This window comes from Rhodococcus sp. OAS809 (genome assembly GCF_040546695.1).
In the GTDB taxonomy this organism is placed as follows: domain Bacteria; phylum Actinomycetota; class Actinomycetes; order Mycobacteriales; family Mycobacteriaceae; genus Rhodococcus_F; species Rhodococcus_F qingshengii.
Map to the genome: position 1 here is coordinate 4,288,486 of NZ_JBEPOI010000002.1, position 22,348 is coordinate 4,310,833.

Sequence of the window (22,348 nt, forward strand, 5' to 3'; positions counted from 1 at the left end):
CCAATATTCGTTTGCGTCGAACTGGCAGACCCTTGTCCTGCCCTGACAGTTCGCGAGATGTACGGTCACCTGTCCGCGGCGATAGACTGAGACAGTCCACCTAAATACAAGCGGCCCGGGCGATCCCAGCTCGACCCTTCTTGGATTCTGCAGATTGCAGCGATGCATCAGCATTTTTCGGATTGGTACCGTCACCCAGACAGCCGAAACACCGACTGTGGCGGCGGATGACCACTTTTCGAATGCCCGGCCACGGTTGTCGCACCCAGGTAACCATCGCTGCTCTACCGCGTAATCGTCAGGTCTCAGCAGTGAGCGTCGCTCAACTCGTCACTCTGGGCGACCCTCAATCTCACCAATCACTCAGCGAGGACAGACAAGGTGCGTGCGACACACACTGGCTTCTCTTCGCCCTCTCTCTCAACGACGAACTTGACAGTTGCACGCAAACCGTGTTGACCCCATTCCACATGCTCGAGTGAGGCAATCGCTCGTACTCGTGAACCCACCGGCACGGGTGAGGGAAACCGAACAGATTCCGACCCGTAATTGAGCGCCATCGACAGACCCTCGACAGTGAAGATCTCCGACTCAAACCGTGGGATCAGGGAAAGGGTCAGGTATCCGTGAGCGACAGTCGTACCGAACGGGCCCTCGGCGGATCTTTCACGGTCTGTGTGGATCCACTGGTGGTCATCCGTCGCTTCAGCAAATTGATCGACACGCGCCTGCGTGATCGTCAACCATTCACTCGTTCCGAGCTCCTCACCGACCGCTGCTGCAAATTCACCAAGATTGCCAAAATTTCTCATGAGTCTCGCTCTCCAATTTCACACTTCGTCGTATCAAATTTCGCCGCTACTTCACTCCCGCGGGTACAAATTCACAGCCGCACGTAGCCCGGCTCGGCCATCTCGACGACAAGCAGTTCATCAACATTGGGCCTGATCGGATCTGTCAGGCTGCCGAGATGCGCGAAAAAGGTCCGAGGGTCGACAGCTTGCTCAGGTGCTGAGACCCCCTTGGCGTCGATCTGTCCCAGCGCGAGCATCTTGGCCCCGACCGCGAGGGGATATCCAGTCATTCCCCCCATTACGTAGGGCGGCCATGCTGTCAGGTAGGCCACAGCCGCCCGCCGCTCAGAACCGGTGAGTCCCTCCACATACGCCCATACTCGTGGGAACGGGTCTTTGGGCGTGAGCGACGGGTCTGCGGGTCGTTCAGCGCTCGCGACCAACTTCGCTGCCTCGAATAGGTCGATCTCTTCGCGGTCATAGGATCTCGCGATTTCCGCCACGTGTTCGAAGAGCCAATCGGGGCCTGACATCACATTGCTTGATTCGATGAGGTGAGGAAAAACCCGAGGAAGGGTAATCGGCTCTGGATGTCCGCAAGAAACAACTGTCTGTTTACCTAGACTGAGAAAGTTGACAATTCCACGCTCCAGTGGCGCCACATCGGTCAGCTCTCCGTTGCGCCAACTCCGAACCGTGCCACTGCACTGAAGCATCCAATGCTGCATCGCAGCCGATCCCGCCCCCGGCATGTCATACGCGGCTTCGGGCACGACCCCACTACTGGCTAGCTTCCACCCAGTAAGCGCAGTGTCGACGATGTCGAGTCGTTTGCCGGCTTCTACAGCAAGCAAGTTGGTGATACCGGGGCTCATTCCAAGCCCGATCACTGCCGTCAAATTGCGATCGGCGGCAAGCCCGTCAAGCTCGAATGCTTCAACGGTGGCCTCCCAGTCGTCGTCGATATCGAGGTAGTTGCACCCCATCTCTAGTGCGGTCTCGAGGATGAGACGTCCGAATCGAGCGAAGGGACCCATCGTATTGAGTACGACATCAACATCACGGAATACGCGTTCGAGATCGTCCCGATCCGTAGCGTTCGCCTGGACCGCAAATGCCTTGGGACCAACTTCGCGTGCGAGTTTCGATGCCCGATCTATATCAAGATCAGCGATGTCAATTCGTTCAATCTCGTCGTAAGTGGCAAGCGCACGGACTGTGTGCCGGCCCATCTGTCCTGCACCTCCGACCACGACCACTCGCAGAGTGCGATCTAGACACTGGGACATTTTCAGCAAACCTCCATTGATTGGCAAGGGCTCGAAAGAGAATTCGATCTCTACGGTTCTGCATTCGCGCAGTGTGCGGCCACGAATGCACGCTCATGCGCGGACCGCGGTAACACTGGGCGGGTTGTGGCTGTACAGCACCCGTCATAGAAGGCTCGGGCGAGATCCGCGGTCGCCGACTGACGGCTCCGCCCCGCAGTCGCAGCGCAACAAACCTGCACCACCCCATGAACCGATCACCGTGCTGCACACCATCGCCCGTTGGCACAACCTCCGTCGTCCACCAGCGAGACGTAGTCCGATTATATATCACACGTGCAAGTTAAATCTAGTATGAAGTGGAATGCCTCAAAGCACTGGCGGTGACTGATGACCCGAGCCCGGACCCCGCGCGTCACCGCCGCCCACTAGGGTTTTCTAAGTCGAACGTTCGAAAATATTTGCCATGAGGGGTGGATGGTGCCGAAAATTGTGGATCACGACGAGCGCCGAAAGGAGATCGCTGATGCGGTACTCGATCTCATCGCCCGCGTGGGGATCGACGGCGTGACTTTGCGTGAGGTCGCCCGCGTCTCGGGGTGGTCGACGGGCATACTAAGCCACTACGGGGGCAGCAGAGATGAATTGCTACTACTCGCACTCCGCCGGGCCGCCGAGCTTGCAGGGGAGAGTTTTCGAAAAGCTTCGCAAGATACGTCACTTTCGGATCTCGACAAGATTACTGAGATCATCTATGAATCTCTACCTGTGGGCCATTCGCGCTTAGCGCTTCAACGAATATTCCTATTTTACTACGCGCGGGCCGCAACGACGACTGACGATCTATTCTCAGCTGAAATGCGCCGGTATCTTGAAAACTGGCGTCGAGTCATTGCGCGATGCGTTGACCGAATCACGGAATCGGGTGGTTTACCACCTGGGGCCGACTCGGCTCGAATAGCGGCGGACATTGCAGCTATCGCAGACGGATCGAGCCTGCATGCCATTCTAGACCCGATATTGATGGACCGCCTGACCGAGGATCGATCGATCCCGCATTCGTGGGTAACAGCAGTATTGCAGGCAGCGGGCTACGACGACACACCACACTTTCATATGCCAGAATGAAATAGACATTCGCTGAGATGTCTTCTCTACGGCTGGCAGCCGCGGTACCCGATATGAAGACTCTTCGATCAGGGAAATATCCCTCAAAATAAGAAGAATTTCCAAATTTCAACTTTGATACCAACACAGCGCCGCCGCCAGCCAATATTGCCCCGACAACGGCCTCACCAGGCAGACTGGACCTCATCGCACGGAACAGTTCAAGTAATGCCGCGAGGCGTCTCGTCCGGGGCTGTCGGCTCCATCGACAGGTGCGCGGCACGACTCTGGCAAGCGAAAGCAGTCGCCCATCAGCGGCGACCCCAACGAACGAGTTCACTAACTCTGACAGCTTCCGCCACCAACATTAGATCTCACTGCAAGAATACCTAGTGGTAGCTCCCGTCTATACCTGAACCCAACTTTCAGACCTTCGACATAGAGCGGGCCAGTACTGAAATGCCCTTCTTGCTCTTCACTGTCGAAAATTCCCAAAAAACTCGCAAGCATCCACCAGATGCCCGTGCACCTCACACTCCCAGACATGCGCGGCCGATCATTGTGAGATTCACCCTTCGATTGTTTCATCCAACCACCGCCGACGCCAAATGACATGCCGGATTTTTCACCTTCTTCCATTGTCCAGCACTGCGCAACGACCATCTGGAAAAATTCTTTACGCCGTCCCGATCACCGAGCGGGAATGCTCTGGTCAAGCAACGCGCACGCTATTCTCACTTTTCAACAACGCATTTGGCACCTGCATACCGACCGTCCTCGAATGCCACTAGGAAAATTGGGCAACTGATCAGAACTGCACCCACGCTCACCAACGACTCATCCGCAACTCGATGGCACCCTCGCTGGGAGCTCCGCTTGGCAGCAACGACGTTGTGAACCTCTTCATCGTCTGCGATCGGGGTGATCGATTTCATGAACAACGCCCGACTCTTCTTCGCCGCACACGGAATCACCCGGATCGAACGGATGATCACGGACGACGGATCATGCTACCGGGCAACAGATTTCACAGCTTCGCTCGGAACCTCTCGACACCAACGGATCAGGCCGTACACCCCGAAACACAATGGGAAAGTAGAACGGTACAACCGCATCCTCGCCGAAGAACTGTTGTACTCCCGTGAGTACACCAGCGAGCAGCAACGCCGCATCGCCGTCGAGGTGTGGAATATTCACTGCAACTACCATCGACCGCATTCAGCACGCGGAGGACGACCGCCCGCCTCTTACGGCCGGCACCGCGTCACCAACGACCGTTCCTCGTACACCTATAGCTCACATAGCTCACACAATTGGCTAGATTGGTCTGATGACGTCTGTACTGCCTGATCGCGGCGCTGGACCTGACATGTTCGCGCCGCGATCGCCGGCGGCCGGGGCGTACGGCATTCTCGGCCTGTGCGCCGAAGAACTCCGCGCACGTGGACTGGCGTACTCGGCTGCCGCGGTCACCTACCGAGACCCGTCGACCGGACGGCATCGGGCCCTGGCGAGTTCCGGATACGACGCCAGGGTGCTCGAGGTCCTGCTCGACGACTTCGTCACTGACCGCGATTTCTCCATTGTTCGCGAGGCCTCAGGTGTGCCGGTTTTCTGGCAGGACGTGCCACGATTCGAGCAGACCGAGATGGTCACCGACGTTCTGCGGCCGTCCGGGTACGCCGAGGGCGCGTCGGTCGCATTGGGGTTCTCAGGCCGTGAGGTGACCGGATTACTGCACATGAGCTTCGCGGATTCCGGCGTCGTCGATCGCGTACGGGAGGTGGTGGCGGCGTCCAGCGCAGCCTGCTCGCGCGTCGTGGGAGACCAGGTGGCGCTCGATCGTGTCCATCTGAGCCCACGGGAGATTCAAGTACTGCAATTGGTGGCCAAGGGTGCGGGCAATGTCGAGATCGCTGAGGAGCTGTTCGTCAGCCGTCGCACCGTCGCCACCCACCTCGAGAACATCTTCGTCAAGACCGGAACCAATTCACGGGTTCAGGCAGCGGTGCGCGCCGCCAAGTGGGGTCTGATCGAGTCCTGAGTGACGCTGTGCGAGGGGAGCCCTACTATCACCCATTTTTGCCTCCCCCATTCTGTTCACAACTTGCGTTTCACGTTTGCGGCCGGGCTGTTGCGGCGGTTGCGTTGTTCCTGGCTTCGGTGTACGCCAAACGGGTGACGCCGTCGATCGCGGAATGCAGGTAGATGTAACCGAGGCGAGGCTGCTTCGATCGCGCCTCGCGTCGCCTCGATCGCTTGGCCTGCTCGGACCCGCGACCGTGAACGCGCCATCCGCCGCCGTCGGGGATCTTCCCAACTTTCTTGATGTCGACGTCACCATCTGGCCGGATCGTTTCGCGCTGATGACTTGCGGTTTTCGGTTGTTTTCGCCTTTCGGATCGATGAACCGGCGACGATTCAAGCCGAGGCCCAACAGGATTTTCGTGACCGGCCGGCGACCAAGGACGATGCCGTCGGTGCGGAGCTCGAACGTGATTCGTGAGGCCGACCATTTCCGGGTCCGTCGCATGGATTTGATCCCGGCCACGACCTCCGCGGCTGTGGCGGTCGGGTGGTGGTTGGGCGAGCTGGATCGGTCCTGTAATCCCAGTTCGCCGTAATTGCGATACCGATTGACCAGGTGGAAGCGCATTGGCGGGAGATACCCATTTCGGCCGCCACGTGCGCGATCGGACGAGTTCGGCACCGCTCGACGAGGCGTCGTTCTTTCCTCGTCAGTCAGCGGAGCATCACGATGTGGCACAGGGCTGGTCCCTTTGCTCGTGATGGTCTGTTTCGCAACTCCCATCCTGCCGCGAAGGGCCAGCCCGTCTACTTCATTCCCGCGTCAGCAACGCCCATACCGACAACAGCTAGGCCATTGCCAGTGAATCGGCCGGCTTCTTGTCCGCCCACGGACGTGCCGCTTCGAAGTTCGCGGCAGCCCGCAGGACCAGTGCGTCCTGGCGGTGACGTGCGGCGATCTGCAGCCCCACCGGTCGACCGTCGGCGGTGAATCCGGCGGGCACGGTGATCGCCGGATTGTTGAGCATGTTGTACGGGTAGGTGAAGAGCCAATCGAGCAACTGCTCACGCAGCGACGCACCCTCGAGCCACGACGGCGCGAACTGACTGAGCGGGAACGTGGCCGAAGCCAAGGTCGGCGAGACCAACACGTCGTAGTCGTTCATGAACGTCGTCCACGTGTCCCACATGACGCCGCGGAATGCGTCGGCCCGCCCGACGTCGACACCGGTGAGCCGCTCGGCCTCGTGCATGATCTCGATCAGGTTGTCATCGACCTCGCCGCGCTGGTTCTCCCAGTCGAGCAAGTCGTATTCGGAAGCGAAACCCGGAACCCAGATGCCGTTCCACATCGACGCCGACGGATTTCCCCACTGCGGGGTCGCCTCGGTGATCCGCGCACCCAATTCCTCGAATGCCGACAACGCGTCGAGACACACCGCCAGCACCTCCGGATCAACATGGCCGAGACCGAGATTCGTCGACCACGCCACGCGAAGGCCCTTCACGTCACCCTTCGAGGCTTCGACGTACGAGGTCTCCGCACGCTCGATCGAGAGCGGATCCGCATTGTCCGGCCCGGCCATGATGTCGAGCATCAGCGCGTTGTCGGCAACAGTCCGGGTGATCGGACCGTGATACGCCCAGTTGTAGAAGCGCCCGGCCAGAATGGTCTGCGGGATGACGCCGGTGGTCGGCTTCAACCCGACGACCCCACAGAGCGCCGACGGGATACGCACCGATCCCGCACCGTCACTGCCCTCGGCGAGTGGCCCGAGGCCTGCAGCCACGGCAGCCGACGCACCGCCACTGGACCCGCCCGCGCTGTTGCCGAGCTTCCACGGGTTGTGCGTCGGCCCGTACAGGTGGTTGTCCGTGCCACCGTAGTAACCACTTTCGGGAGTATTCGTCTTTCCCAGGAACAGTCCGCCGGCGCCACGCAGCCTGTCCACGACGACGGCATTTCCCGTCGCGATGTTGTCGGCCGCCTGCTTCATCCCGAACGTGGTCGGCAGTCCGTCCACTGCCGTCAGATCCTTGATCGTGAACGGCACGCCGTGCAGCGGGCCGAGCTTCTCGCCCGATTCCTGCTGCCGGGAGAGTTCGGCCGCGTCGCGCGTGACCTGCTCGCGATCGAACTGGACTATCGCGTTGATCGACGGATTGACGGCGTCGACGCGCTGGATCATCGCTTCGGCAATCTCGTTGGGCGAGAGACTGTTCGACGCGACCGACGCGGCCATCTCGGTAGCGGAGAGCCAATGCAGATTCTGTTCGGTCATGGGATTTCCTTCGCCGGAGGGGTAATGCTCTCAGGCTAGGAAGCGCCAAACTCGGCCACCATCGGTCATGTGACCGATACCACGCATCGGACCTGGTTTCAGTCCTCCCCCGCGGCAGGCGTTCAGCACCAAAGCGGCAAATCGTCGAGATGGCCGCACGTAGATTAGATGCGGAAGTCTGCGGCAACGATTCAACCCCTGCTCATGTAGCAACCTGGCTCGGCTGTTCGCCTCACTGAACGCTCCTCATATACTCGCGAATCGCACCGGGCTGAACAGCACACTCACCCGACGCCTGCCATCGCCGACAACGCAACCTCATGCCCGGCATCGAGGCGCTCCAGGACCAGGAATGCATCGTTGGTCCGGCGCGTCAATGTCGACACACTCGCCCATGTTGGACATGTTCGACGCAGCCAGTACCGAGGTAAGGGTGCGGGAAATGGGCCGCTGCGCCACGGGCACTGCCGCCGGGGCGCAGCGAACGACTCCCGAAAATAGGACACGCGCAAAGTCGTAGTGACTGAACCGATTGTGATCGCTGATCGAGACCGAATCGGCTCATCCCTCAGCCCCTGCGACACGCATGAGGCCGAGCGAAATTGGCCCTTCGATGAATACCCGGCTAACCATACAACTCATTGCCCTGCAGCGAAATTCGCGATGGAGCAACGGCCCGTACCCCAGGTTTCGGATGGATCGTTCGAAACCTGGGGCTTTGGTGTGGAGTGTTCTGGCCTGTCCAGCCAAAGGGATGGACTGTTAGCTGAGGGCCCCGGTTCCTGCGAAGGCTGCGAAGCCGGCGACGGCTCCGATTCCGGCGAGCACAGCGCCTGCTGTTCCTGCGATCATAGCCACGATGTTGAGCGTCTGCATATCGGACTCTGATGAACCCATTTCAATCTCCTTTTCATAGTGTGAGCAGAACCGCGAAGCGCGGGATCTGCTTTCTCACGCGTGACAGAGCCGCGTGAGACGTGGTGGTGAGTTGACCCATACGTGGTCGCACGGGCCGACCAGGTCGTGCTGGTTCGTTTGATATCTTGTTCAGCCACTCAGACAGTTGATCGGGATTTCCTGGCACGGCGCTGGCGAGTTGCGCAGTGACGCAATCAGGTTGGATCAGGTATGGCGGATTTCGGTCCCCACGGTGTTTGTTGTTCCCACGCATGGGCGAGTTGGAGCAATTGGAGATCCCCCGCACGCGGGCGGGCCAGGATTTGTAGTCCCATAGGCAGCCCGTCTGCGTTGAATCCTGCAGGGATGCTGATCGCGGGTGCGCCGATGAGAGTAGCGATCGTTGTCGTTTCCATCCATCGGTGATAACTCGACATCGAGACCCCATCGACTGTTGCCGGCCAGTGCGTTTCGACTGGGAAGGGAAAGACCTGTGCCGTGGGTAGCGCGATGTAATCGAAGGTGTCGAAGAGTTCGAGGAATGCGCGGTACATGGCGGTGCGTTTGAGGGACATGTTCCATATGTCCAATCCTGAAATCGGGCCTTGGCCGGTCGGGCCGTGCAGGAGACCGTCGATTTCGAAGCGGGCCTCGGTTTTGAGCGCTGCCGCCATCTCAGGGACCTGGTACAGGTCTGCAATTTCGGCTCCGATGTGCCAGTGGCGAAAGGTCAGCCACAGGGGCCACAGGTCGTCACTGCCGTTGAAGCCCGTCGACTTCGGTAGCGCTGATACGGATTCGACGGAGACGCCGAGGGCGTCCATGTTTGCCAGTGCTGTTTCGCACATCTCAATGACGCCGGGCTCGGTGGGCAAATAGCCGCCGAGGTCGCCCATCCAGGCCAGCCTCACATCGGTAAAATCTCGATCGAGGTTATCGGCCAAGGATTGCCCCTGTGGCCTGAGCAGTGACAACGGAGCCCGAGGATCGTATCCGGACATCGTGTCATAAAGCAGGGCAAGGTCTTTCGCCGTGCGAGCCATCGGCCCTTCGACTGCGCCGTGGCTGGTGAACGCGTTTGCGGCCGCGATGGGAACTGCACCAAAAGAAGGACGAAGACCGAAAAGATTGTTCCACCCGGCCGGATTGCGCAGTGATCCCATGAAGTCGCTGCCGTCGGCGACGGGGACCAGGCGTGCAGCGAGGGCAGCGGCGGCTCCGCCGCTGCTGCCACCAGCGGTTCGGGTGAGATCGTAGGGATTGCGGGTAGTGCCGAAAACCGAGTTGTACGTGTGCGAGCCGAGACCGAACTCGGGAATATTCGTCTTGCCGATGATGACCGCCCCCGCGCTGCGGATGCGGGCGATGGAAACCGAATCCTCGGTGGCGGGTTCGGTGTCGAAGGGCGGCCGAAAGAACCCGTAAGTCGTCTTGAGTCCCTTCGCATCGGCAGCATCCTTGACTGCGTGCGGAAAGCCGTGCATCCACCCCTGGTAGTTGCCGGCCTCGAGTAGCGCGTCCTTCTCCGCTGCTTCGAGGAGCAATTCCTCGTGTGGGCGGAGATTGACGATCGCGTTGACATGCGGGTTGAGGCGATCGATCCGATCGAGGTAAGCCGCCATCACCTCGACACATGTGACGTGGCGGTCGCGAATGGCCAGCGAGAGGCTGACCGCATCGAGTTGTGTGATCTCGTCCGCGGCGAGAGATCCGGAACTGTGCGGGAGCCCCCCGGAGGACGATGGAAACTCGATCGATCCTTCGGCGTCAGCGGGGGTGGTTGCGGCTGCGGTCATCGCCAGGGTGGCAGAGACGGTTGCCGCGAGCCCGAGAAAACTGCGGCGCCCCAATGTAAGAGAATTCGGTGAGCCGTCTGCTTCGGTCAAGTGCGTCATTATTTCCTTCATGATGTGGGTTCTGTGCCAGCGGATTCCTTGGCTGGATCACCGGCAAGAAGCACCTGCTGCGGAGAGGATCCGTCATGAGAAGTGGGCGTATGCACCGGCCTGAGGGTTTCAGATTCGGGTCCTTCACCTAACTGTGCGTAAATCCTCGGCTTGTATGTGCGCAGCCATAGCCCGTAACCCATCCCAAGCAACGCGACAGCGAAGAGAGCCCACGGAATCACGTTGACCACCCACGAATCCATCTGCGTGAGGATGCTGAAGTTGCCGATGGTGAGGGCCACCACGACAGAAAACACAATGAGAGCCAGAGCAGGCGCAACAATGTAGATGAGCTTCTCGCGATTCTTGATGAAGTAGAGCATGATCGCCAGCGCAGCAAGAACCTGGAGCAGCAGAATCCCTAGGGTGCCCAATCCGGTCATTGTCGTTCCGAACCCGTAGTAAGGATCGGCTCCTATGAGCGCGAAAATGATGATTACGACGACATTGATACCGGTCTGGACAAGGCTTGCGCGTGACGGCGTGCCCTGCGTGCGGTGAGGGACACCGATCCAGCGAGGGAGCAACCCCTCCCGCCCAGCGTTGAACATGTAGCGACTCGATGCATTGTGGAGTGCAAGTAGTGAGGCGAGCAAGCTCGTCAACAGAACTACCTGCATGACGGCTGTGAGCGATTCCGAGGCGAACTCCGAACTCAGAACGAAGTACATGTCGCCTGCGTTATCCGCACCGAAGCTGCGAATCTCGTCGGTGCCGACTGCTCCGACGGTGATCCAGGTGGTCAGGAAGTAGAACACCGTGATGATGCCGACAGACGTATATGTGGCGCGTGGGATGGATTTTCGAGGGTTCTTCGCCTCCTCCCGGTACAGGGCAGTCGACTCGAAGCCGATGAAACACTGAAAGGCGAACATCGCGGCCAGGCCGAATGTTCCCAAGTTCAGTGACGGATCAGGGGCGAAAATTTCCAGCGGGAATGCGTCCCACCCCTTGTGGACAACCATCGCGAGATCGAGGACGATCAGCGCGCCGACTTCCAGAACCAGCAAAACTGTGAGAACGCGTGCCGCCAAATCCACCTGGCGATAGCCGAACAGCGCAATGATGATGGCACCGGCGAGAGCGTAGACAACCCACGGCACGGAAACTCCGAGCACGCCTCCGATGATGAGGTCACCGAAGTAGCCGAGTCCCGCAACGATCGTCAAAGCGGTTGCGTTGTAGGCGATTATCGCCAGATAGGACGCGCCTACTGCAGGTATGCGGCCAAGGCCTTTGGCTACGTAAACGTAAAAGGCCCCCGCCGTCGAGATGCGCCGGCTCATCGCACTGTATCCGATCGAGAAGAGCAGCAGCGTTGCACCCGCGATGAGGTACGCCACCGGTGTAGCAGGCCCGCCCGCGAGTGCGAACGCCATCGGGATGATTCCGAGCACTGCCCCCATAGGCGCTGCGGCTGCAACGACCATCACTACGATCTTCGAGGCTGAGAGGCCTCCGGCCAGCTGACGATTCGAGTCTGCAGAGGGTGTCATGGACAAGCTTTCTGTTGAAATGCATCAGTGATACAGGTCACTGGTTCATGCAGCGTAATTTTAGTCACCCGAACATGTCAACTGACCAAGTCGGATCAACGGAAATTGTTGCGCCCAAGAGACTCGAATGAGTTTCCAAGCGGTTACGTTCGCGTTAGCTGCACTCGTCGCGCGCACCGACGACCTTGGCGGTCGGGCCACGCGAAAAGGCCACTCCACAGCATGTGGAGTGGCACGGGTTTCGCCGAGACTGGCGGAGGAGAGCCGAGTTAGCTTGTGCGCGAAGGTTCGTCGACAAGCGCGGCGAGCTGTTTGGCCGCGAGGGCCAGAATTGCCCGGGTCTGCTCAGTGTTGCGATCCGCCAACCAGGAAAGGATCGCGCCGTCGATCAAGACCGTGAACAACCGCGCCACAGTTTCGGTCGGCACCGCCCAGCGAAAGTCGAACCGCTCTGCAAGATCACCCAACAGGGCGTTGATCGCTTCGTAGTACTGGTCGTACTGCCAATGGGCAAGTTCGGCCAGTCCGGGATCGCGTAACACCGTCGTCGTCAATTCGTACAATACGAGCTGGCGATCAGGTCGCTCGAGAGCGGACCTGAGTAGATAATCAAAGGCTTGAGCGAGCGAAGACTCCAGGTCGGCCGCGGTAGTTTTCGGCGCCGGCGAACCCATCTCGACAACGACCGAGCGTGCCAGTTGCCGTAGCAAATCCTCTTTCGTGTGGAAACAATAGTGGAAGACGCTCTGGGGAACACCAGCTTCGGTACAGATCGCGCGTGTAGTCGCTGCCGATATGCCATCGCGTGCCATCACCCGAAATGCAGCCTCGACCAGATCTTGGCGTCGCTGCGTTGCCGGTATCCGAGCCATTGCGCCTCCAAAGTTCGAGCAGAAACCAATGTCCATTCCTCATAGGAGCTGATCCAGCTGTCCTATTATCTGCCGCTACGACAAGGTTAACGTCATCGCTCGTCCTGACCAAGTCAGACGACCAGGTTCGAACTCGACGACTCGCGAAACAGTTGGGAAAATGCCAGTGGAGGGGCACTGCCGTGAACAAGCGATACCCCTCCCCCACATTTTCGGTAATTTTGTTGTCAATTAATTGAGCCTGGCCTTGTTAGGCGTAGACCTTCCGTTGATGGACTTGTCCCAGCTCTCGATGTAGGGCGTGCCTGTCGCGCGCAGACACGCATAGTGCGTTTCGCAATATCCGAGCCGCACTGCGTGCGTCGAACAGTTTTCTTCGGAATTGCAGAAGTGAGCAAGTAACCTGTTCACCCCGACCCGGGAAAAGAAATAGAATTGTTCTCCCGCGACAATACCGCCGAATCCTCGCGGAGAAACTGAAAGGCAACCGTCGCCTTATCGAAAAACATAGGGTCGCCTTCACCGAAGGTCGCCACACGGATCACTCTTGCGGTCGCGTTTGCCCTCAGAGCAAAGCTCGGCGAGCTGAATCTGCAAAAAAATTTTGATGCCTCGGATATGCCGCGGCCAATTTATCTACGATTTGACGATCGCAGTCGAGATGGTGCACGAGGGTCCACATCTGGTCCACGAAGCGGGACAACGTCGTTCCGTATTGTTCGAATACCATTTCCTCTGGAACCCCGCCATAGGGCGCCCAGCTCAACGCTAGATTGAGAAGCGACATGGCTTCTGCTGGGCGATAACGCACAAGCTGGTCAGATATTTCGGCCACGATCTTCTGATGCCTTTCCTCATGATAGCGCCGCGAGAGTTCATCGAATATTGCTTTTGCCAGCCGAGAAGGGTCATTTCCCGACGAGTACGAAGTCCGATTGGTAGTCATGTGTTTTCAGCCAGTCTCCTGTGAGTTCGAGGTTTGAGAATTCGTCGGTAAAAGCTGCACTCGAACAGCCCGCCGAACTTGACGCACTGGTCGCGAACTTGCATGTCAAAACGAATGATGCTGCGATACAAGGCGAATCGGGCGGACCTGGACACCTACGTTCGACTGTTGACCCCACCGACAGGTTCCGGGGTGTTGCCTAGACGCACCATAATGACAGAAATCAGGATTTCATTTTTGTCGCGGCATGACTAGGTTGTTCAGAATTTCGGAATCTCCCACTGAAGCCGTTCGATTCTCGCAAGAGCGCGGAGGAAACCCACCCTGACCCGAAGCGTCTACGACGCCGAATTCCTCCAACGAACGAACTCGCCGATATGTCACAGCTCCGAACAGGTCAGATTTCTTGCGTTTGGGAATTTTCCTCTTGATCTATTGCGAGGACGGTCGCGCGGTCGAGGTGCCGCAGTCCTGCGCTTGCCAACGACGACGCGAGATCCCCCACGAGAACTGCGTTGGCGCCGGAAACGAGTGCTTGCCGCGCGCCGTGCACTCCCACTCCGACCAGCATCGAACCGAGTAACTCGATACTGCGGTCCGAAGGAGCAGTCAGTGAGCGCCGGGAGAAATATGCCCGCATCTTCTCGGCAATACGAGCCGAGATACTATCGGTCAGCCTGTCACGGACTGTCGTATTGGGTCCGGACGTGGCGTCGTCGAACAAAAGGCCAAACCCCGCAGGGTGCGCCGCCGCGTATTCGAACAACGCGAGCATATCGGCGTGGACCTGCCCGTCGATGTTGAGGTCAATGGCCGACTCGTAGGCGGCGAACAGCCATTTCTGCAACATCTTAGATTCACGCTCAAGGCAGGCTTGATAGAGATCCACCTTGTTGCCGAAGTGGGCATACAAAGTCGGCTTCGAGACGTCGGCACGTTCCGCGATTTTCTCCATCGCCGCCGCATGGAAGCCGACTTCGTGGAAGACCTCACACGCCGCGTCGAGAAGTAAGTTGTCGGAAGGCCTGTTGCCCTGACTGCGACGGGGACGTGAGCTAGTGCGAAGTCGTACACCTTCGGAATCCACCTGTTTCACTTTACCCAGCGCCTCCGAACGCCCTTGACCAGGCCACGGTGACAGCGCTCCCGGTAGAGGGCAGCAGCGCACCATCCGCCATCCTGGACCCTGATGTACCCCGGAGGGGCCGTGTCGGACACGAAGACTGCATCCCATCGAAACGCGTTCTGACAGCAGGAAAGGTAGGCGAGTCAAGCGCTCACGCAGGCCGCGTCACGTCGCAGCGTCCGTCAGAATGTTGATCTCAGTGCCAGTGTTGCGGACTCCTGAAACACGACAGCGATGTCAAAAGACGGATTCGTCGAGATCCATAAGTTCCAGATCCAGATCGTTGACGGTCTGTGCGACACCGTTGAGTAGGGGTAACATGCTCTTGGCGAAGAAAGACGCGGCGGCGACTTTGCCGAGATAGAACGGTCGATCCTGTTCCCTGCAATCGCCGGCAAGTGCAGCGATGGCTACCTCTGCTGCCACCAACAAACGCCAGCCGATGATCAAGTCGCCGAAGGCGAGTAGGAAACGCACCGAACCAAGTCCGACTTTGTGTAGTTCGCGGGGTTCGTCTTGCGCACTCAACAGGTACTGGGTCATTTTCGCGGTCATCGCCTCGATGTCGGTCAATGCGGCGCCGAGCAGAGCGCGCTCGCGTCCGAGTTCGTCTGTCCCTTCGAGGCTCTTCTCTGCGGTCTTGCGGACTTCGTTGAGCACGTGCCCAAGTCCTACACCTCGGTCCCGGGCAATCTTGCGGAAGAAAAAGTCTTGCGCCTGAATGGCAGTAGTACCTTCGTACAGCGAGTCGATTTTGGCATCGCGAACGTATTGCTCGATCGGGTAGTCCTGGAGGAAGCCTGAGCCTCCGAAGCACTGCAGAGTTTCCGTCAGGTACTGGTATGCCCGCTCGGATCCCACGCCCTTCACCACTGGTAGCAACAGATCGTTGACACGGAAGGCAACGTCGTCGTCGATCCCGCTGACGTTGTGCGCCGATACCGGATCTTGGTGTGCGGCGGTGTACAGGTACACCGCCCGTAACCCTTCCGCGTAGCACTTTTGTGCCATCAGGGAGCGTCGCACATCGGGATGATGAGTGATCGTCACCTTGGGTGGGTTTCTTTCAGCACTCCGGCTCAGATCGGAACCTTGCACCCGAGTCTTTGCGTATTCCAACGCATTCAGATAGCCCGAGGACAGTGTCGCGATAGCCTTGGTGCCGACCATCATGCGCGCTTCTTCGATCACCTTGAACATCTGCGCTATACCCGCGTGGTTGTCCCCAACCAACCAACCTTTGGCAGGAGAGTCTGCACCGAACGTCAACTCGCAGGTGGCCGACGCCTTCAATCCCATCTTGCGCTCAACATTGGTGACATAGACACCGTTTCGCTCCATCGACTCGCCGGTTACAGGGTCGAGAACGAACTTGGGTACCAGAAACAAACTCAGTCCCTTGGTGCCTCCACCAGCGCCTTCCGGCCTGGCGAGAACAAAGTGAAGGATGTTGTCGAACAGGTCATCCGAGTCCCCGGAGGTGATGAACCGTTTGACTCCTTCCAGGTGCCACGTTCCGTCCGGTTGCGCGACCGCCTTGGTGCGACCGGCGCCGACGTCCGATCCCGCGTCTGGTTCGGTAAGCACCATGGTTGCTCCCCAGTTCCGGTCAATCGCCAGGGTGGCCCAATGTCGTTGCTGTTCGGTTCCCAGTTCGTAGAGGATGCCCGCCATGAAGGGGCCGGTGAGGTACATATGGGCGGCGGGATTGGCACCCAGGCTGAACTCGTTGATCGCCCAGGCCAACATCGCCGGGGCGGGTACTCCCCCGATTCCTTCGGGTAGGCCGACTCGGAACCAGCCCGCTTTTTGCCATTCTCGAAGGGACTGTTTGATCGACTCAGGCAACAGCACTGAGTGGCTTTGCACGTCGAAAGTGGGGGGGTTCCGGTCGGCATCGGAGTAAGAAGCGGCCAAGGGGCCTTCGGCGAGTCGCGCCGCCTCTTCGAGCATCGATCGCACTGATTGCTCGTCGAGGTCTCCGAATGCGCCGGACTCAAGAATCGATCCGAGTCCGAGGACATCGAACAGAGTGAATTCAAGATCTCGAACATTGCTTTTGTAGTGGCCCATGTTTGTCCCTTCAAAGGCGGCAATTACCAGGAGTTGATTGAGAAAGTCGAACCGATGTCGAAGCCGAGGGGTCTCTCAGCGCGGCACGGAGCAGACACCGCATGTTTGACTAGAAAGTAAAACTAACACAGTTTTCCTCACGGGTAAATCTTCCTCGACGAAGTCGTCGGTCGCAGTAGCAATCCTTAGGACAACACACAGCTCTCGAATCAAAAGCCGGCCAGACACTCAGTCCCGTCCACAGGTTTCCCGGTGTCTGCGCATTCAACGACTTCCAGTCTGCGACAAAGCGTGACCTCAACCGCACGAGTTTCAAGGTGCTGTCGATCGAGGGAGCCTCACATGCCGCAACGGCGAGAGCGAACGGCCGGCGCGGGTGTCGTAGGAGTCGAAGACCACCGGTTCGAGTAAGTCGCATGGGAGGTGCGCCCACGGTGAATATCACTTCTGGGCAACGGATTTTTCCACGGCACCGCTGGTCGCGGCGACACTTTGTCTGCATGTTCTTCCGCGGTATCGACACGAGCACCTCCTCGTTTGCCTCCTGACCACCAAGATTGAGACGAGAATCGACACTGTCTGACAGTTGACGCTTTCCATCGTCTAGTCGATGGTTGGCGGGCTCCGAATGTTGCTTTACTCCTCAGTCGTTCGATGGTGGCGCACGCGGCAGGCAGTCAAGGGTGACGTGTTGTCGGCGGCCAACTCTTGCGCCGAAGAAACCGGCGAATGCACCGACAAATGACCAGCCTTCCGTGAATTCGTGAGGGCTGTCGGGAATTTGCGCAATTCCGTTCGTCCTGACCGCAAGTCGTGGGACCGATTCGATCGGCCCGTTATCCTGTCTTGGGCTACGCGCCACAGCTGCGAGGGACAAAGATCTGGTGGCAATTTCAGCATCAAATGGTCGTTCCGGCCACGCAATCATCAAACTTGCACCCTGCCAATCCGATTGACGCTATCAGGCTCGCCGAGGAGCCAAACATGCCCGGCTGCACGTCGAGTGATTTCATTTCATTTTGACGAGATCGGCAGGGCGCCTCAAATTTCCAAAAGGATAGGGGCTATGCGCGCAAACCCGAGAATCAGCGTTGCGACGGCATGTAAGTCGACACATACGCGCGCAGTGCGCGTTTGATTTCGTCGAAAACGAGTTCACTCCCGTTGGTTTCTTCTTCAAATCCATAGCGGAGGAGACGGTCAGCTAACTCCACGCTAAATCGAGACACATACCTTGGTATGTCGAGGGGATAGCCCACTGCACGTTCCAGGACGGAACGAGTTCGATCCGCGATCGCGGAGTTGCCCATACGGTCAGCGGCGACTACGGAAACGTCGAGGTGGCCGGAGAACCACAACGCGCGAAACCCGATCCTGACTCGAAACCAATTGACGTAGGCGTCGACCATTGCATCGACAGCATCCTCCCACGTCGCAAAGGTCCTGTCGTCGAGTTGATCCATCACCCAAGCAGCTTCCTCCACATAGCGCATTCCGAGCGCGCTGAGAACAGCGTCACGATCGCTGAAGTATGCGTAAAAAGTTGGAGGTGCCACCCCAGCGTGCTGAGTGATCACCCGAACACTCAGATCGTCGATCGGCATCTTTTCGAGCAATTCCGCAGCGGCATCAAGGATTTGAGAAACTTTGATCTGGCTGCGTCTTTGTTTCGGAATGCGCCGATTAGGCACTACCTGCGAATCTGAGACCGGGGCGTCCACCTCGACCTACCAACCGCAGGGCAGGTAGGGCGCGTAGACATTACCGCCAGTTCTTCGTGACACATCGGCCCTTCCCACAAAATTTCCGGCTTGTCGCTCGAATCGTAGCAAGGCAGTCGGAGGACTTCAATGAAAATCAGTGTCTGATTCGGATTTAGAAGATGTGAGTCGGGTTACCAAACACGGCGGGGTTCTGACCAGCGGATCTGCGGCCAATCCATCTGAGGACCCCAGCCGAGGTTCCTGTGCGTTCCCATCCGATTCAGCTGACATCACCGCGCCGGATCACCGAATTCTGGTGGCCGTTGAGTTCAGGTGGTCGCAAGTCACATGTAATTGTGAGATGCAGATGACTACCGGGGATCGAGGGAGGTTGGGGCCGCGCTAGTCGCCGGATTCGACACACGCTGACGGAGTCGTAAATGTTCGATTCAGCAATACGCCCGCCGGCCATCTGGGCAGTCCAATGAAACGGACAGAGGGATAGCTGCCCGGCCGTCGGGCGCCATGGCACAACCAGAGCCTCGATTTCGAAGAGCAATCTACGCCAACAGTGCTGCAACGCCAGCGATTCCGCCGATTACTGCCACCCCCGCGGAAAGCAGACTGGCGATTGCTCCGATTTGCTCAAACTTGGTTCCGGATGAATCCATATCAAAACTCCTTGCTCGCGGATTGGTCGATTCGCAGACACATCCGAACGATTTGATTTGCAACAATGCAAACGCACACTCAAGGCTGCGCCGTACAGCATCCGACATGGTTCGTGACTACATGCAGAGGCGCTTCCGTCCGGCCGCCTGGTTCGCCCGGTGAGGCCCACAACGACCCTGAAAAGTGACGAGCCACGGAATCCCAGCGATACAGCAAGTACTATTTCCTCTGCCGTGCAGGGAAATTGGCTTGAATCGGGGTCCGAGTTGTCCGGAAACCGGGGCATTTGCAAGTGGTGGGCCCCGTCTGGACGCCGCCAGGCCCTGCACCACCGCGCCCAATCAGCGACGAGTTCGTCGCATTGTGGAAACCAGCACGGTCGCGAGTTCACAGTCTGACAAATGCGAACTGAAACACGCCTTCATTGGTTGAGAGTTCTCGACAACGGTTCTAGGCGAGCATGTAATGCCCCTTTCGCGAGTCATCGTTCCTTGTGCATGAACGGGCGACAGGCTTGAAGCACTGTGGCACGGCTGACCTGTTGGACGTCGCGTCGTCCAAATGTCAGTATCTCGTGCGGATTCCGGAGAACAGGTCCCGGATCAGGTGTGCAGCCTGCTCACGGGCCAGCGCTGGGTCGGGTGCGTGAGCGACTGCGAGGGATACTTCGGTGATCGCACCGTAGATAGCGGCCGTTGCGAGGGTGTCTGGATGCGATTCGATCAGTCCCGAGGTGCGAAGGGTCGAGATGGAGTCGAGCACCAGACCCCTCAGGTATTGCTCGTCGAGTTCCCGCCAGCGCTCCCATCCGAGCGCCGCAGGGCCCTGCAGCAGAACGATTTCTCGGTAGTTCTTCTCGGAACATACATCCAGGAAGGCGTCGACGGCAGCAAGTTGCCGCTCCCAAACCTCGGTGCGAGAGCCGATCGCGTCGGAGATCTTCTGTGATGCTGCGGCTTCCTGTTCCTCGAAGACTGCTTCGAAGAGGCCTCGTTTGCCACCGTCGAAGTGGTGGTACAAAGCGCCTCGGGTCAGTCCGGCGGTTCGAACCACTTGCTCCGCCGACACGGATGTGTACCCGCTGGAGACGAATAGTTCGAGTCCGGCGTCGAGGAGAGCCCGGCGAGTGCTCTGGCTGTATTCATCTCGGCGACTGGCAGCTGTTGACATACCCTATGTATATCACATACAACTTGTATGTCGGATACATAAGGTATGGAAGCGAGTTGGCCATGGAACGAGAATTTGTCGACGTAGTCGTGATCGGCGCCGGGGTTGCGGGTCTTGTGGCGGCCCGTGATCTGACCCGAGAGGGACTCGACGTCGTTGTACTCGAAGCCCGAGATCGAGTTGGTGGGCGAGTCCTGAACGACGTCCTTCCCGACGGATCGCCAATTGAGATCGGCGGTCAATGGATCGGCCCCGGCCAGGACAGGGTCTTGGCTTTGATCGGTGAACTAGGACTTTCGCTACACCCCACACGAAACGGCGGTAAACACATCGCGGAGCTCGGCGGCCGCACCTACCCCGGCCGCACTCCGCGCCTCAATCCAATAGTCCTGGCGGACATCGCGCTCGGACAATGGAGGGTGGGCAACGCCTCTCGGAGAATCGTCAACGGTTATCCGTGGCTCAGTCGTGATGCCGAAGAGCTGGACCAGATGACTTTCGACGCCTGGCTCGAGAAGCACTTCCATACCAAGGACGGGCGCGCCCTCATGCGCCTGATCACCCAGGCGGTCTTCTCCGCTGAACCCAGGGAACTCTCTGCGCTGTGGGTACTGGCATACATCGAGGCCGCCGGCGGTCTCGACGCACTCATCAACACGCGAGGTGGTGCGCAGCAGGATCGCGTTGTCGGCGGAACGCAGGAAATCCCGCTGGGGCTTGCCGCGGGACTCGGTGACCGAGTCAGACTCGGAAGTGCGGTGACTGAGATCGAGTGGAGCACAGATGGCGCGCGTGTGCAGACTGCCGGCGGTGGGGTACTCGAGGCCCGTCGAGTAATCGTTGCCGTTCCGCCGCCACTGGCCGCCGAGATCAATTATGTCCCTGAACTTCCCGCTGACCGCGCGAAACTGTTGGCGAACATGCCGATGGGACGGGTGATCAAATACAACATCGTCTACCGTGAACCCTTCTGGCGCAGCGCAGGACTCAGCGGTCAAGTCACCAGTGCGAACAGACCTTTCGGAGTGGTGTACGACAACACACTGCCGGGCGGCGGCCATGGGGTGTTGGTGGGTTTCCTGGAAGGAGCGGCGGCAGACGACGCGCTACAGCTCGATGCCGACGAGCGTCGTGCCCGTGTCCTGGGCGATCTGAGCTCGTACTTCGGGCCACAGGCGTTGGAACCGATCGATTTCATCGAGCAGGATTGGGTTTCGGAGCACTATTCGCGTGGTGGATACGGCGGATATACCCGGCCCGGGACTCTGACGTCGGTGGGTTCGTCGCTGCGTCAACCTGTCGGACCCATTCACTGGGCCGGCGCTGAAACCGCCACCCGCTGGACCGGATACATCGATGGGGCGGTGGAATCGGGGGTGCGCGCCGCCCGAGAGGCGTCAGGCATCGAGCGCCGAGCGCAGAAAGACAGCTGACGCACGCCGGATCGAGGTCAGTTTTGCGTGCTCACGCTGGATGGGTCCCGAGGTCGCAGGGCCGCGTCAGCTCGCACTCACGCGGTCCTGACGCGTAACCAAGCAAGGTGGCGGCCTCGCGGCTGCAGACTCGCCACGGTCTCGCCGGAAGCACCTGTGCGTCATCTCTCAAGAACCGGCGTCAAACAGGGACACACATCCTTGACCGTTGTGTGAGCGCGCTGCTCTAATAACCCTATTCCGTATCCGACTCGCATTCTGATTTCAGGTCCAGCGGGTCCAACTCAGAGCTGGGAGCTTGGCGTGGGTAGATCGGTGATCAGGATCGGACAGTTGGAGATGAAGCGCGGTTGGTCTTCCACCGGCGAGATCGACACATGGATTCTCACGCGGTCCGCACGGCCACCGAACCCGGCAAGTTCAGCGAACTTGTGAGCGCCGATGACCGCTGGAGAAAATTTTTCGCCGCACTCGACAACCTCCACTCCGAATCCGACTGCATCACAACCCCACTCGTTCATATTGATCACACAGG

Annotated in this window: 15 protein-coding genes and 2 pseudogenes; 4 read left to right on the plus strand and 13 right to left on the minus strand. The window is 58.9% G+C overall.

Annotation, left to right across the window (positions count from 1 at the left end; all coding sequences use genetic code 11):
* Positions 1-359: 359 nt before the first annotated feature.
* Positions 360-812 carry a MaoC family dehydratase gene (locus tag ABIE52_RS22925; RefSeq protein ID WP_192712652.1) on the minus strand — a complete coding sequence of 151 codons (453 nt, stop codon included), beginning with the start codon at positions 810-812 and terminating at the stop codon, positions 360-362.
* A 71-nt stretch (positions 813-883) separates the two neighbouring features.
* The gene (locus ABIE52_RS22930; RefSeq protein ID WP_354541586.1) at positions 884-2,083 is read right to left on the minus strand and encodes a saccharopine dehydrogenase family protein; all 1,200 of its coding nucleotides are present in this window, start codon (positions 2,081-2,083) and stop codon (positions 884-886) included.
* A gap of 456 nt (positions 2,084-2,539) precedes the next feature.
* Here ABIE52_RS22930 and ABIE52_RS22935 point away from each other — a divergent pair, with 456 nt between their 5' ends.
* From ABIE52_RS22935 to ABIE52_RS22945, 3 genes and pseudogenes are all read left to right on the plus strand, one after another.
* Positions 2,540-3,190, plus strand: coding sequence for a TetR/AcrR family transcriptional regulator (locus ABIE52_RS22935; RefSeq protein ID WP_192712654.1), 651 nt, complete (start codon positions 2,540-2,542; stop codon positions 3,188-3,190).
* Positions 3,191-4,081: 891 nt separating this feature from the next.
* Positions 4,082-4,459, plus strand: a pseudogene (locus ABIE52_RS22940) (integrase core domain-containing protein); the annotation flags it as partial.
* Between the two features lie 40 nt (positions 4,460-4,499).
* Entirely contained in the window at positions 4,500-5,213 is a 714-nt protein-coding gene (locus ABIE52_RS22945) for a helix-turn-helix transcriptional regulator (protein WP_192712656.1), read from the plus strand.
* 85 nt (positions 5,214-5,298) lie between these two features.
* Here the strand turns inward: ABIE52_RS22945 and ABIE52_RS22950 are convergent.
* The 10 genes and pseudogenes from ABIE52_RS22950 to ABIE52_RS22995 all read right to left on the minus strand — a co-directional run.
* A pseudogene (locus ABIE52_RS22950) lies at positions 5,299-5,936 on the minus strand (helix-turn-helix domain-containing protein); the annotation flags it as partial.
* A 109-nt stretch (positions 5,937-6,045) separates the two neighbouring features.
* Positions 6,046-7,479 carry an amidase gene (locus ABIE52_RS22955; protein WP_192712658.1) on the minus strand — a complete coding sequence of 478 codons (1,434 nt, stop codon included), beginning with the start codon at positions 7,477-7,479 and terminating at the stop codon, positions 6,046-6,048.
* 762 nt (positions 7,480-8,241) lie between these two features.
* Positions 8,242-8,376 (minus strand): hypothetical protein, encoded by a 135-nt coding sequence (locus ABIE52_RS22960; protein ID WP_354541538.1) that lies wholly within the window; start codon positions 8,374-8,376, stop codon positions 8,242-8,244.
* 215 nt (positions 8,377-8,591) lie between these two features.
* Positions 8,592-10,271, minus strand: coding sequence for an amidase (locus ABIE52_RS22965; RefSeq protein ID WP_354541539.1), 1,680 nt, complete (start codon positions 10,269-10,271; stop codon positions 8,592-8,594).
* An 8-nt stretch (positions 10,272-10,279) separates the two neighbouring features.
* Positions 10,280-11,818 (minus strand): APC family permease, encoded by a 1,539-nt coding sequence (locus tag ABIE52_RS22970; RefSeq protein ID WP_192712659.1) that lies wholly within the window; start codon positions 11,816-11,818, stop codon positions 10,280-10,282.
* 269 nt (positions 11,819-12,087) lie between these two features.
* The gene (locus ABIE52_RS22975; protein WP_192712660.1) at positions 12,088-12,690 is read right to left on the minus strand and encodes a TetR/AcrR family transcriptional regulator; all 603 of its coding nucleotides are present in this window, start codon (positions 12,688-12,690) and stop codon (positions 12,088-12,090) included.
* A 1,343-nt stretch (positions 12,691-14,033) separates the two neighbouring features.
* Positions 14,034-14,723, minus strand: a complete 690-nt coding sequence (locus ABIE52_RS22980; protein ID WP_192712662.1) for a TetR/AcrR family transcriptional regulator — start codon at positions 14,721-14,723, stop codon at positions 14,034-14,036.
* Positions 14,724-14,999: 276 nt separating this feature from the next.
* On the minus strand, positions 15,000-16,835 hold the full coding sequence (locus ABIE52_RS22985; protein WP_192712663.1) for an acyl-CoA dehydrogenase: 1,836 nt from the start codon (positions 16,833-16,835) through the stop codon (positions 15,000-15,002).
* 1,085 nt (positions 16,836-17,920) lie between these two features.
* On the minus strand, positions 17,921-18,526 hold the full coding sequence (locus ABIE52_RS22990) for a TetR/AcrR family transcriptional regulator (protein WP_192712664.1): 606 nt from the start codon (positions 18,524-18,526) through the stop codon (positions 17,921-17,923).
* A gap of 1,248 nt (positions 18,527-19,774) precedes the next feature.
* Positions 19,775-20,380, minus strand: coding sequence for a TetR/AcrR family transcriptional regulator (locus ABIE52_RS22995; RefSeq protein ID WP_192712665.1), 606 nt, complete (start codon positions 20,378-20,380; stop codon positions 19,775-19,777).
* Between the two features lie 62 nt (positions 20,381-20,442).
* Here ABIE52_RS22995 and ABIE52_RS23000 point away from each other — a divergent pair, with 62 nt between their 5' ends.
* Positions 20,443-21,813 carry a flavin monoamine oxidase family protein gene (locus tag ABIE52_RS23000; protein WP_192712666.1) on the plus strand — a complete coding sequence of 457 codons (1,371 nt, stop codon included), beginning with the start codon at positions 20,443-20,445 and terminating at the stop codon, positions 21,811-21,813.
* Between the two features lie 284 nt (positions 21,814-22,097).
* On the opposite strand, the gene ABIE52_RS23005 is transcribed toward ABIE52_RS23000, so the two are convergent.
* On the minus strand, positions 22,098-22,298 hold the full coding sequence (locus ABIE52_RS23005; RefSeq protein ID WP_192712667.1) for a hypothetical protein: 201 nt from the start codon (positions 22,296-22,298) through the stop codon (positions 22,098-22,100).
* Between the last annotated feature and the right edge of the window lie 50 nt (positions 22,299-22,348).

Excerpts from the sequence above, each read along its gene's own strand:
- ABIE52_RS22955 (WP_192712658.1), bottom strand. The coding sequence starts at position 7,479 with ATGACCGAACAGAATCTGCATTGGCTCTCCGCTACCGAGATGGCCGCG.
- ABIE52_RS23000 (WP_192712666.1), top strand. The coding sequence starts at position 20,443 with ATGGAACGAGAATTTGTCGACGTAGTCGTGATCGGCGCCGGGGTTGCG.
- ABIE52_RS22935 (WP_192712654.1), top strand. The coding sequence starts at position 2,540 with ATGGTGCCGAAAATTGTGGATCACGACGAGCGCCGAAAGGAGATCGCT.
- ABIE52_RS22965 (WP_354541539.1), bottom strand. The coding sequence starts at position 10,271 with ATGACGCACTTGACCGAAGCAGACGGCTCACCGAATTCTCTTACATTG.
- ABIE52_RS22985 (WP_192712663.1), bottom strand. The coding sequence starts at position 16,835 with ATGGGCCACTACAAAAGCAATGTTCGAGATCTTGAATTCACTCTGTTC.
- ABIE52_RS22945 (WP_192712656.1), top strand. The coding sequence starts at position 4,500 with ATGACGTCTGTACTGCCTGATCGCGGCGCTGGACCTGACATGTTCGCG.
- ABIE52_RS22995 (WP_192712665.1), bottom strand. The coding sequence starts at position 20,380 with ATGTCAACAGCTGCCAGTCGCCGAGATGAATACAGCCAGAGCACTCGC.
- ABIE52_RS22960 (WP_354541538.1), bottom strand. The coding sequence starts at position 8,376 with ATGGGTTCATCAGAGTCCGATATGCAGACGCTCAACATCGTGGCTATG.
- ABIE52_RS22930 (WP_354541586.1), bottom strand. The coding sequence starts at position 2,083 with ATGTCCCAGTGTCTAGATCGCACTCTGCGAGTGGTCGTGGTCGGAGGT.
- ABIE52_RS22975 (WP_192712660.1), bottom strand. The coding sequence starts at position 12,690 with ATGGCTCGGATACCGGCAACGCAGCGACGCCAAGATCTGGTCGAGGCT.
- ABIE52_RS22925 (WP_192712652.1), bottom strand. The coding sequence starts at position 812 with ATGAGAAATTTTGGCAATCTTGGTGAATTTGCAGCAGCGGTCGGTGAG.
- ABIE52_RS22970 (WP_192712659.1), bottom strand. The coding sequence starts at position 11,818 with ATGACACCCTCTGCAGACTCGAATCGTCAGCTGGCCGGAGGCCTCTCA.